At 52.6% G+C, this 13,195-nt stretch carries 5 protein-coding genes; 3 read left to right on the top strand and 2 right to left on the bottom strand.

Translation table 11 applies throughout. From position 1 onward, the window contains the following. Positions 1-817 precede the first annotated feature (817 nt). Positions 818-2,641 carry an ABC transporter ATP-binding protein gene (locus V0288_RS03310; protein ID WP_332863596.1) on the top strand — a complete coding sequence of 608 codons (1,824 nt, stop codon included), beginning with the start codon at positions 818-820 and terminating at the stop codon, positions 2,639-2,641. 106 nt (positions 2,642-2,747) lie between these two features. Here V0288_RS03310 and V0288_RS03315 read toward each other — a convergent pair whose 3' ends face one another. Together V0288_RS03315 and V0288_RS03320 are read right to left on the bottom strand one after the other, a co-directional pair. Continuing rightward, positions 2,748-6,359 carry a PAS domain-containing protein gene (locus tag V0288_RS03315; RefSeq protein ID WP_332863597.1) on the bottom strand — a complete coding sequence of 1,204 codons (3,612 nt, stop codon included), beginning with the start codon at positions 6,357-6,359 and terminating at the stop codon, positions 2,748-2,750. A gap of 65 nt (positions 6,360-6,424) precedes the next feature. Continuing rightward, positions 6,425-8,665 carry a glycoside hydrolase gene (locus V0288_RS03320; RefSeq protein ID WP_332863598.1) on the bottom strand — a complete coding sequence of 747 codons (2,241 nt, stop codon included), beginning with the start codon at positions 8,663-8,665 and terminating at the stop codon, positions 6,425-6,427. A gap of 176 nt (positions 8,666-8,841) precedes the next feature. On the opposite strand from V0288_RS03320, the gene V0288_RS03325 reads away from it, so the two are divergent. Continuing rightward, on the top strand, positions 8,842-11,034 hold the full coding sequence (locus tag V0288_RS03325; RefSeq protein ID WP_332863600.1) for an O-linked N-acetylglucosamine transferase, SPINDLY family protein: 2,193 nt from the start codon (positions 8,842-8,844) through the stop codon (positions 11,032-11,034). Continuing rightward, on the top strand, positions 11,031-13,184 hold the full coding sequence (locus tag V0288_RS03330) for an O-linked N-acetylglucosamine transferase, SPINDLY family protein (protein ID WP_332863601.1): 2,154 nt from the start codon (positions 11,031-11,033) through the stop codon (positions 13,182-13,184). The genes V0288_RS03325 and V0288_RS03330 overlap by 4 nt, the downstream gene beginning before the upstream one ends. The last annotated feature ends 11 nt before the right edge of the window (positions 13,185-13,195 follow it).

A 13,195-nucleotide genomic window follows, 5' to 3' on the forward strand; every position in this document is an offset into this window, starting at 1 on the left:
AATACTGGTAAAAAAATCGCTCCGAGATGAGTTGACACGATCATTTATATATGGTAGCATCGTCTCACGATTTCCCTGGCGTTCCGAGCGGTTACTTCCCTCCGAAGCTGAAGTCAGTGCGCGTTCGGCAAATTTATCCGCTATTTCGCGGGAGAAATTAGGAATTTAGCCGGGGACAAAAACAGGAGTCGGCTGACAACCGATCCGGGACTCGCGTTAAAACTGACCGTAAAGGAATTCCGCGACTTTCAAACCACGGTAGGGATCGATAGTATACCCGATCGAACCGACGGAAAAAACGGGAAATAGAGCGATTCGCGTGTTTGCCGTCGATACCCCTTTCTCCTCTGTTAATCAAGCTATATCGGGAGAGAGAGCGATAATTTATCGAATAATAGTTAGTTCGCGAGGATTTTCCCGCTTTTTTTTCCGATCGAGAGCGGACTTCCTGCAAAAGTAACCATCGAAAGTTAAATTCAACTAGAAACTTACGATTTCAAGAATAAAAGAGCGAAAAATTCATACCGTATCCTTTTACGCTCTCTCTAGTCCTCCTTTCTCCTTCTGACTCCTGGCTCCCGTCCCCACTGGAAATTTTGGATTTTTGCCGGAGGTCTAGCGTCTACACTCCCGATTATCGTTTCGGACGGGCTAACTAGGATTGATAAACCGCGGTTAGCCCGGAGATCCGGATTTCGCGCGAGGGAGCGGGAACCCGATCGGAGAGCTTGGAAAGATTAGAATAATGAGGTTATCCCTTTCCCTCGAATCGCCTATCGACTCCGGGAAGTGCGACCTTTAAAGTTTAGCTCGTTTAATGATGATATCGTCTCCCGGTCAAAATCCCCCGCGTCAACCCCCGAAAGAAAACGACTGGCGGTTATTACTGCGATTACTGCCCTACGCGCGACAACAGAAAAAGCTTCTCGCGTTGTCTCTCGTCCTGCTGTTGCCGCTATCCCTCACCGGCGCGATCCAGCCCCTGATTATCGGTCAGGCGGTCTCTGTCCTACGAAAAGAGACGGTATGGGGCTTTCTCTCGGAGATGTCCGTATCCGCGGCGTTAAATACGCTGATCTGGCTATTATTGGCGACGATTGTTTTCCGGCTAATTTTCGCCACGCTACAGGGGTATCTGGTGCAGAGGGTGGGGCAGGAAATTACCGCGACGGTACGGGAGGCTCTGTTCGTCCATGTTACCGCGCTCTCGTCGAGCTTTTTCGATCGCACTCCCGTGGGCCGCCTGGTGACGCGGTTAACCAGTGACGTGGAAGCGTTGGGGGAGGTATTCGCGAGCGGGGCGATCGGTGTGTTGAGCGATCTGGTGTATATTTTAGTGATCATCGCCACCATGTTCACCCTGCAATGGCAGTTAGCGTTATTGCTGGTGTTGATGTTACTGCCAGTGACGGTGCTGATTATCTACTTCCAACAGCAGTATCGGAAAGCGAACTATCAGGTACGCGAGGAGTTATCGACACTCAATTCCCAATTGCAAGAGAATGTTGTCGGGATGAATATCGTGCAGATGTTCCGACGGGAAAAGTTTAACGCGGAGATGTTCCGCGTCACCAACCTACACTATCGTCAAGCGATCGATAAAACGATTTTCAACGATTCCGCGGTCTCCGCGACGCTGGAATGGGTGGGATTGGTAGCCGTGGCGGGGGTTTTGTGGTTGGGTGGGCTTTTGATTTTGCGAAAAACGATCGATTTCGGGGTTCTATCGGCGTTTATTTTGTTTTCCCAGCGACTTTTTAACCCCTTGCGTCAGTTCGCCGAGAAATTCACCATGTTCCAGTCGGGATTTACGGCGATCGAGCGGATTAACGAGTTGATGGCTATCCCGATCGAGATCCGCGATCCCGGCGCGGAAAAAGGGCTTTCTCTGGTCGATACCCGCGGGGGTGGCGAGATCCGCTTTGAAAATGTCTGGTTCGGCTATAAACCCGATGAATTCGTCCTGAAAGATCTCGATTTTACCATCCCGCCGGGGCAGAAAGTGGCGTTAGTCGGGCCGACGGGCGCGGGAAAAAGTTCGATCATCCGGCTTCTCTGCCGTCTCTACGAACCGACGCGGGGACGGATTCTCGTCGATGGGATCGATATCCGGGATCTTCCCCAAGCGGAATTACGGCGTTATATCGGCGTGATTTTACAGGAAAGTTTTCTATTCGCGGGGGACGTGAAACGGAATATTACGTTAGGGGAAAATTACGATCTCGATCGGGTAAAAGCGGCCGCGAGGCTGACGAATATCGATCGATTTATAGAGGAATTACCCGACGGTTATAACACGTTACTACGGGAGAGGGGAACGAATCTTTCTTCCGGACAGAAACAGTTACTCGCGTTCGCGAGGGTAGCGATTCGCGATCCGAAGGTGTTGGTTCTCGATGAAGCGACGGCGAGTTTGGACGTGGGAACGGAGGTGTTAATTCAGGAGGCGCTCTCGAAGATTTTAGTCGATCGAACCGCGATTATTATCGCCCACCGTCTCTCGACGATCCGCGACGTGGATAGGATTCTCGTCCTCAAACGCGGGGAGTTAGTCGAGTCGGGTTCTCACGAGGAGTTATTAGCGGAAAACGGACTCTATGCCAGTTTGTACAAGTTGCAGATGTTGGGAACTGACGCGTGATCGATTCTCTCTCTCATCGCTTTCTAGCGTTAAAAATCCCCGTGGATCATTCACGATCGAGCGTCGGGATTATCAATTAACGCGAGAGGGCGCGAGGCTCGCGTCCCTACAGATCGCGCGATTCCCGCTCCGGTAGCGGTAGGGTGAAATAGAACGTACTCCCCTCGCCGAGAACACTTTCGGCCCAGATTTTCCCCCCGTGTCGGGTGACGATATTCTGACAGATCGCCAATCCTAATCCGGCCCCTCCCTTCTGACGGGCATCGCTAATATCCACCTGCTGGAAACGCCCGAAAATCGACTCTAATTTATCGGCCGGGATGCCGCGGCCGCGATCTTCTACCGAAAGGAGGATGCGGGGGGTGGGGAAGTCTGTATCCGGTTCCGGGTCTATCGCTCGCGCCCTTACCCGGATCGTACTGCCCGCGGGGGAGAATTTGATGGCGTTGCCGATGAGATTGACGAGGGTTTGCTCGATCGCCGCCCGATCGACATTTACGGTCGCGTTCAGGGGAACACTTTCGAGGGTGATCCCGGCATTTTTCGCCAGCATAGCCACGGAATCGAGGGATTTTTCGATAATTTCGCCTACCGAACAGGGTTCTTTTTCTAATTCCATGTTTCCCGATTTCAAGCGTTCGAGATCGAGGATATCGTCCACTAAACTCCCGAGGCGATCGCAGTTCCGCGAGGCGATCGCCAGCATTTCCCGCGCCGTGTCCGCTTGACTATCGAGAACCCCCGCGGCCAGCAAACCGATCGCGCCGCGGATCGCCGTCAGGGGGGTGCGGAGTTCGTGACTGACGACGGAGATAAATTCGTCTTTCATCCGTTCGATCGCGTGGCGCTCGCTGATATCGGAGGATACATTCGTCACGATCCAGCAGTCGTTTTCCGCGTCGTAGCGGGGACTGCTGATCTGGGAGATCCACAGTTGGCTTCCGTCCTTACAGTGGAAACGATACTCGTAAGTTGCCGGACGACAGGCGAAAATATTGTCAAAAACGTTCGGTAACATCGCGTTCCAGTCCTCCGGATCGATCCGACTCGTCCAGAGATTCGGATCGACCGTCAATTCCTCGGCGGTAAAGCCCGTGATCCGCTCGCTGGTCGGGGAAACGTGGTCGATCGCCCAGCCACCATCGCGAAAAACCCTGAAACTGCTTAAAATCACGTTCACATTGCTTTGAATATCGTTTAATCGCGCTTCGGAGGCTTGTAGGGCGAGTTCGAGATATTTGCGATCGGTGATATCCTGTACGAACCCGTGCCAGACGATCTCGCCATTCTCGCGGCGTTCCGGCTGGGAATTGGCCTGAAGCCATTTAATCTTGCCCGAGGGAACGATAATCCGCCACTCGTACCGGAAGGGTTTCAGGTTATCGAGACTTTCGACTACAGCCTGTAAATAACCCGCGCGATCCTCCGGGTGGATCGCGTCGAATACGGGTGTGGCATCGACCAAGACATCGGCAATGGGAATTTCATGAATCTCCTCGAACGTGGGATTCACGTACTCGAAGCGTCGCGGCCCGTTCAGTCCTTCCACGACGGTGTAGAGTACCCCCGGCAGGGCCGTCGCTAGAGCCTGGAAGCGGTTTTCTTTCTCCTGTAACTCGTCGCGCGATCGACTCAGTTCCAGTTCGACCTGTTTGCGTTGCGTGATATCGAGTACCGTTCCCACGAAACGGATCGGTTTCCCGTTCGAGTCGAGGATCGCCTCTCCGGTCGCGGTAATATAGCGGAGCGAACCGTCGGCGCGGACGACGCGGAGATCCCGTTCCACGGTTTCTCCCCGATCTAATCGCTCCGCGAAATCCTCGTAAATGTCCCGATCGTCGGGATGGATGATTCGGGAAACCATCGCCTCGGGGGAAGGGGGAATACCGAGGGGATCGAGGCCGTGAATCCGATAGAGTTGTTCCGACCAGAAAACCGTTCCCGTGGCGAGATCGAATTCCCAACTGCCGATATGCGCGACGCGTTCGGCTTCTCGGAGGATACTTTCGGCGCGTTGACGATCGGTGTAGTCGCGAAAAACCGAGAGTAGACAGGGATGACCGTCTAGTTCGATCGACTCGCCAGAAACCGACCCGATCCGGATCTCGCCCGATCGAGCGCGCCATTGAATCTCGATATCGCGAAAACTACCGTTTAACTGTAATTGTCGCTGGATCTCGCACTCTCGATCGGGGTGGGCGAGTAATCCTAGGTCTCGCGCGGTACAGCCGATCGCCTCCTCGCGACTGTATCCGGTCTGGACGGCGAAGCGATCGTTGACCGCGATATAGGCGCCCGTTTCCAGACTGACGATGGCGATCGCGTCGGGAGAGGCGCGGAAAATCTTGGCGAATTTGTCCTCGGATTCGTCGAGGGCGCTTTTCGTGCGATCGAGCGATTCCTGTAATTTCGCCGCCATACTCTCGAAGGAGCGGGTGAGCGTTTCCAGTTCGTCGATGGCGATCTCCCGTCGCGGTTGTTGTCCCCATTCCCCGCGCTCTAGGTTTTGACTGGCGCGGTTGAGATCGAGGATCGGTTTGGCGATCGCCCGCGCGGTGAGCAGTCCCAATCCCGTCGCCACCAACAACGTCAACCCGCACAGAACGATCGTCCTTCGGTTATTTTCCTCGATCGCCTCCATGAAATCGCTTTCCGGGATCGTCACGATCCGAATCCAATCTAGACCGTTTTTATCCCGGTAAGAATTCACGCTGGTGAAATGCCTCTGCCCGTTCACGAACAGATCGAGGATCTTGCCATCGGGGATTTTGGGAAAACCGCCGTAGCGATCGAGCAATTGTCGGGCGATCGAGCGGGTGGTTTCGTCCCGACTGTCGATCGCCGCTAATTGTCGCGCGTGACCGTTTTTCGGCGTAATAAACGGGGTTTCCCCGCTAGAGGTGGCGATGAGATTCCCGGTTCGATCGACGATAAACACCTGCCCCGACGGGGAAAAATCGAGCGTTTGTAAATAGGCCCCGATGTCCGAGAGTTGGAAAGAACTGATGAACAAACCTTGAAACGTTCCTCGCGCGTCGCGAACCGGGGCGATCCCGGCCAGCGCTAACGAGGGTACGATCCGAAATAAGTACACGGGCGACCAGCCGAGCCTATCCATTTTCCCGCCGTACTGAAACCACGGGGTCATTCGATTATCGATCTTGAAGGTATAGAGTAACCTCCTCGGCTCTCCCCGCTCGTTGACGAGATAGTATTTCCGAATTTCCGGTTCCGCGCTTTCGGCCTCGGCGTAAATCAGGGTATCGGGGGATAGGTTTTCCCCGGTTAACCGGCGCGCCTGTTCAAGAAGCGCCCGATTGTTGAGACGTAGGTAGGTAATTTCCTCGCCGCGGGCGTTGAAAAATTGGGTGGCGGTCAAACCGGTGGAGAGTTCGATCTGTTGCCAGAGATAGTCTTGTAGGGCCGCTCGATTCTCGATGTCGAGCCTTCCCTGTTTGACGGCCCGATCGTTGATCTCGATCGCCCGGAAGGTTTCCCGTAGATAGCTGTCGAGGTGATCGCGAACGCGCCCGTCCGCCTCGGAAACCAATCGATCGGCCAGGATGCGAACCGAGGTCTGTCCGCTTCGATAGGAGAGATACCCCACCAGAGAGACCGCCCCGACAATCTGTAGGACGAAGGGAACGACCAGAACCCATCGTAGGGGGATTTTCGGGAGCGGTTCGGCGAGTAATTTGCGGAGCGGCGACAGGAACATCTATCGAGAGGAGTATTTATCGATATGTATCCCTATCTTAATCGCTCGCGATCGCCTCGCGTTTGTCACGGTCTTTGCAGGATAATAAATTCCCCGTCCGGCAGGAAGTCGCGGAATTGCCCCCGATCGGCGAGAACCGCGACCAAGTGCGCCCGATAATCCGGTTCTACGTGCAATCCCTCCCAGGGGACGGAGATTTCCAGGCATTGGTTAAAAGCGACCTTGGCGTGGGTGGGGATTCGGTGCCAATTGCCGTACTCGTGGGCCACTTCCAACCAGGTGAACTCGGTGAGGAGATTGATGCCGAGGTGATGGTGGTAGCCGAAATTCAGGGGCGATCGCGCGGGGAGGTCGTGCAGGGCGATCGGACTCTGGAGACGGTGTACCCCGTCGTAGTACCAGTAAAAATGCAGTTCGTGGGGGATCTCCCGGCCTAACTCCGCTCCCGCTTTAAAATCGAAACGGAGATAGAAATTCAGGTGATCCCAGCCGAAAAAGACTCTTTGAACGAGGGAAGCCCGGTGCATGGTTCCGCTCGCTCCCCCGATCTCGATCCGTCCGGCGCTCTCCCAATCCTCCTCGTCCCCGAAACCGTCGATAATCGGGTGGATAAAGGTTTCCGGGCGATCGGTCCGTCGCTCGCGGCGATCCTCGATCGGTTCGAGGAGATAGGGAGGAACCGATTCGTCGAGCGCCTGATAGATGGCGATCAGGTGTTCGCGGAAAAGGCGATCGTAAAACTCGTCGTGACTGGAAGAATGACCGTGGCCGAACCACCAGAACCAATCGGAACCCTCGGCCGCGTACAGGGCCGACCACGCTTCGGGGTTATTTTCCTCGGTGGCTTCCGGGTGTTTGGCGAGGGTTTGTCGGGCCAGACAGAGATAATCCCACGCTTTATTTTTCGCGGGATCGCCGATCCAGGTGGTGAAGTTGGCATCGATCCAGGAACCGCTATGGAGTTGATGCGCGGGGATGGTATGAGTCGGGGGGAATCGATCGAGGTATTCGGAGACGGTGACGAGTTGAATATCCTCCCGCTCGCTCAAGCGTTGGTAGAGGGTTTCCAAAAAGGGTAAACCGTCGAGATGATAGTGTTCCCAGCAGTTCTCGCCATCGAGGGCGATCGTTACCAACCACGGTCGATCGAGCGTTTCGCTCTCCTCGTCGGCTTTGAGTCGATCCGCGATCGCGTCCAGATGCCCGATCAGATCGTCGGCGGCCTCGTTCGCGTTCATCGAACCGTAACAGAAACCGATCAGATCGGAGAGACGGTGATCGCGGAAAACGATCGCCAGATCCCCCTCGTTGGTGTGCAAACGGTAGGGACGGTAGAGTAATTCCGGTTCGCTAATATTTCCCGTCTCGTCGCGATGGAAATAATGCCCCAACGACCAACCTAACACTCCCTCGTCGGAACAGAGCCATTGAAAGCCCTGTTTCGCGACGTGGGGTAAGATCGCGGGACTGACGGATTGTTCCGAGGGCCAGAGGCCGCGGGGCGCGCGATCGAAGCGATCGGTGTACATATCCCACGCTTTCCGGAGATGGCGGGGGATATCTTCCGGATAGTGGAAATGATGGCGCGGTAGGGTCATTTTCGGCACGGCCACCCGTCCGGCATTGGAATCCGCGAGCAGGGGAAGGATCGGGTGGGTGTAGGGACTGGTGATGATCTCCAATTGCCCGTACTCCTGCATTAAACGGTGTTGGGGCAGGATTCGCCGGATAATCTGCCGGTGTTTGGCGATAATCCGCTGTCGATCGCTTAACTCGAAATCCCGTCCCCGTTCCAACCAATCCGCGATTTCCGGGTCCTCGTGGAAGAGGGGATCGATCCAGGCCAGATTATGCCACGCGAGCAGATCGCTATAGTCCTGTAAAGTCCAGTTCGCCAAACACCAAGCTTGACCCTTATCGTGGCGTTGTTCGTAGAGTTCCGCGTAACGGGGATGGGGGGCGATCAGCGTGGGATAGTGGGCATCGAAAAAGCGATCGAGGATGAAATGTTTTTGCGAGAGGGTTAATCGGGATTCGGGGGTGACGGTGAGCGCGAGATAGGGATCGATCGCCTCCCCGTTCACGTAATCTTCTAGTTGGAGAATCAGCGAGGGAACGAGATTGACGGTCTGGTGCAGGAGCGGATAACGTTCTAGGATTAAAATCAGGTCGAGATAGTCTTTTACCCCGTGTAATCGTACCCAGGGAAGGCGGTACTGACCGGAAGCGTCCTCGATCGCCTGACGGGATTTGTAGAGGGGTTGGTGTTGATGCCAGATGAAAGCGACGTGAAGAGGATAAGGCATGAGAGAAGATCCCGCGCGCGACTCTCTCATCCTACCAACCGTTCCGGGAAAGGGATTAAGGATTTTCCCGATTCGGTAGGGTTCGCCCCGCGGGAAATCGGCCGATCGACCGCGGGCGCGAAAATTCCGACCGGTTTTCGGGTACGTTAACAGGGAACGGGTAGGGTAGTGAACGCATGGCTTGGCATTCGAGCGTCGATCCGGCGCTGACGGGAGAGGAGACGGGAGCGATCGATCGGGCGATCCGCTTTTACGAGGAAATTATCGAGGCGGAACCGGAAGAAATCGCTCATTATTGGTATCTGGGATTAGCCTACCTGTTGGCAGAACGGGAAGAGGAAGCGCGGGCGACCTGGTTGTTCGTTCTCGGGCAATTGGAAGAAACGGAAATCGACACTCGGACGGCGGAATTGGTCGCGATTTTAGAAGAAGAGGCGAACCGACAGGCGGCCTTGGAAAAGCTCGATCGGGCCTGGTTTATCCGACAGCAAATTCTGGAAATCTTTCCCGACGATCTTGTAAATATTCTCCGCTCGATCGAGTTAGAGTTAATTCTGCAATATTTCACGATCGAGCGGATCGAGGAATGGCGGGCGATCGAGCGATTGGAAACGAGTTCGATCGATCTTCTTCCCGTTCCTTTACTGCTATCGATTTTAGAGAGAATTTTTGCCTATCCCGACGATAGAATCGTGTTGTTCGCGCGAGCGATCTTGTCCCGTCTCCCGGACAAGGAGAGCTTTGTCCAAAAATCTTTTGAGGCTATTTTCATCTATAAATATAAAGATACAAATCCATCCTTCGCGATAAAATTAATAGAGATCTGTCTGGAAAATTTTCCCGAAAATTCCTCCCTATATTACGCGCTATTCGTCTTGTGCAAATACGATGAGAATTTATCGAGATGCCTGGAATTAGCTGACAAGCTTTATCAAAATTCTAGAAACGAAATAGAAAAAATTTATAGTCAACATTTACGAATTTATATTCTGCAATTGATGGGGGATTGGCTAAATATTACCTCTCCAATTAAATCCTTAAAAAAATCTATTTTCGATCTAGTCGAAAACGAGGAATTTACGGCCGAAAAATTTATCGAAGATTCTCTATTAGATATTACTAGCTGTTTACGTTACTACGAGGATAATCCCGTAGAAAATTTCACGTTACAAAAGCGATTGGCTAGATTCTTTCAAGAAAAAGCTCGACAGAAGTATGTAATTCCTAGAACGGCGATCGAGAGAATCCCCGATAAAAACTTAAAAATCGGTTATCTCGCCCACACGCTACGAAGACATTCGGTAGGCTGGTTGAGCCGGTGGTTATTTCACTATCACGATCGCCGGAGTTTCGATGTCGCGATTTATTTAGTGAATCAACCCGAAGACGATCTCACCCGCGATTGGTTTCGTTCCCGCGTGGAGCGGGTATATAACCTAGAACCTTACCCTGAAAATATCGCGCGAAAAATCAGTGAAGACGGGATCGATATCTTGATCGATCTAGATAGTACCACGAACAACACTAGCTCGCTCGTGATGGCGTTAAAACCCGCCCCGGTACAGGTGACTTGGTTGGGATTGGACGCGTCGGGAATCCCCGCGATCGATTATTTCATCGCCGATCCTTACGTCTTACCGGAGGGAGCGGAAGAATATTATTCGGAAAAAATTATCCGACTGCCGAACTCCTACCTATCGATCGACGGTTTTGAAGTGGGAATTCCGACCTTACGACGGGAAATGTTGGGAATCGAAGAGGAAGCGATCGTCTATTTAACCGCTCAATCGGGATTCAAAAGAAATCCCGACACGGTTCGTTTACAGATGGAGATTTTGCGGGCGGTTCCCGATAGTTACCTATTGATTAAAGGGCCGAGCGATCGACAGACGATCCGGGATCTCTTTCACGAGATCGCCACCGAGGAAGGAATCGATCGAGAACGTTTACGTTTCCTCGACAACGATCCGAGCGAGGAAATCCATCGGGCGAATTTAAACATCGCGGACGTGGTATTAGATACCTACCCTTATAATGGAGCGACCACCACCCTAGAGGTCTTATGGATGGGCATCCCTCTAGTCACCCGAGTCGGCCAACAGTTCGCCGCTCGTAATAGCTATACGTTCCTGATCAACGCGGGAATTACCGAGGGGATCGCGGGGAGCGATCGGGAGTACGTGGACTGGGGAATAAAATTAGGAAAAGATTCCAGATTACGCCGGGAAATCCGGGAGAAACTACACCGTTCCCGTCAGATCGCGCCCCTGTGGAACGCGCGGGAGTTCACGAAAGAGATGGAAAACGCCTATCGCCGGATGTGGGAAGATTACTGTCAACAAGAAGAGCGGGAGGGGACAAATTCATGAGTTGGAGACCGGAAGTTCAAAATTGGCGAGAAAGCGATCGTCACGATCTCGTGGCGGAATTTTACGAGGAACTGATCGAAACGGAACCGGAAGCGATCGAGCATTATTGGTATTTGGGATTAGCCTACCTTCTCGCGGGACGGGAAGAGGAAGCGCGGGCGACGTGGTTATTCGTTCTCGGTCAGTTGGAAGAAACAGAAATCGACGTGCGGACGGCGGAGTTAGTCGCGATTTTAGACGAGGAGGCAAACCGACAAGCGGCGCTGGAAAAAGGAGAGACGAGCGCGCTAATTCGCGATTATATTCGAGAGTTAAATCCTGATTTTTTGGCCAATCAGCTACAACTGATCTGTTTAGAAATTCAACAGAATCGATTCTCGCCCGAAATCTTACAGGAGCGTTCGATAATCGAACTCATCGACGATAGCTCTAGCGAGGGAATCCCCTTAGAGTTATGGCTGGATTGTATCGATAAAATTATTCAGTATCCTTCCTCGGAAACGCTTCTTTTTGTCAAGAGGATCTTCTCGAAATATTTTACGGAAGAGATGGTGGATTGTGTGGCGAGCCGAGTTCACGCGCTCTCTCAAAAAAATATCGAGTTCGCCATCGAGTTATTAAAAAATATTCTAGAAATCTATCCGAATCATCTTTTTTATTTACGGCAGATATCTCTTTATTTGCTCAAAACAAAAGAGTATCGATCGTCCATAGAATTCGCATTAAAAATGCGGGAAAACTATCGGGATTTTCCCGAATCCATGAAAGCGTATATCGAGTCCCATATTCTGTACACGCGAATGTTTAGTTCGAATTGGGAAAAGATCGACTCGATCGCCAGTCAGTACAAACAAGCTTTACGGGCAACGATCGAGGCCGGGCAATGCCCTCGATTTGTCCGGGACGCGACGAACTCCAGCAATTTTCCGCTAGTTTATCTAGAAGATAATCTCGTGGAAACTCGTTTTCTCTTTAATCGAACGGGCGAACTATTTCAAGATTGGACTAGAAAAAAATTTTCCCGTCTTTCTAAACCTCGGCTCTCGCTCGCCCCTCGACAGGAAAAGTTAAAAATCGGCTACATAGCCCATACTCTTAACAACCACACGATCGGTTTAATCACGCGCTGGCTAATTCACTACCACGATCGGGAGAAATTTCAGATCGCCCTCTATCTCGTGAATCAAACCGAAGACGAGATCACGCGAATCTGGTTCCGCGAAAAAGTGGGGAATTGTCAGAATTTTCCCGATGACGCGAGCGTTATCGCCGAGCGGATCGAGGCGGATAATCTCGATATTTTAGTAGATCTCGATAGTATTACCGGCCACACGACCTGTCAGGTAATGGCCCTGAAACCCGCTCCGGTACAAGTCACTTGGTTGGGATTCGACGGTTCGGGAATCCCCGCGATCGATTATTTATTGGTCGATCATTATGTCCTACCGGAAAACGCGGGACAATACTACCGCGAAAAACTCTGGCGCTTACCGGATTGTTATATCGCCGTCGATGGGGTCGAGGTAGCTTATCCGACTTTACGACGGGAAGATTTGCATCTACCAGACGACGCGATCGCCTATTTAAGCGTACAGACCGGCTTAAAACGCCATCCCGAACAGATGCGTCTCCAGATCCGGATTCTGCGGGAGGTTTCTAATAGTTATTTACTCGTACAGGGATTGGGAGATATTCGATCGATGCGCGAATTATTTACCGATATCGCGAGCGAAGAGGGGGTGAATCCCGATCGATTACGCTTTTTACCTTCCTACCCGACGGGGATCTATCGCGCCAATTTACCGGTCGCGGACGTGGTGCTAGACACCTATCCTTTTACGGGGGGGACGACAACTCTCGACGTGTTATGGATGGGAATTCCCGTTGTCACCAAGGTCGGTCAACAATGGGCCTCCCGCAATAGTTATACCCTGATGATCAACGCGGGAATCACCGAGGGGATCGCGTGGAACGACGCGGAGTATATCGAATGGGGAATCCGATTCGGAACCGATGAGAAATTAAGAAGGACAGTCATCGCGAAGTTGGAAGCCTCGCGGCGAACTTCTCCGATCTGGAACGCGCGGCGGTTCACTCGGAACGTGGAAGACGCTTACCGACAGATGTGGGCGAATTATCTGGAAAAATAAACGTTATAGAC

This window comes from Pannus brasiliensis CCIBt3594 (assembly GCF_036688125.1).
Lineage (GTDB): Bacteria > Cyanobacteriota > Cyanobacteriia > Cyanobacteriales > Microcystaceae > Pannus > Pannus brasiliensis.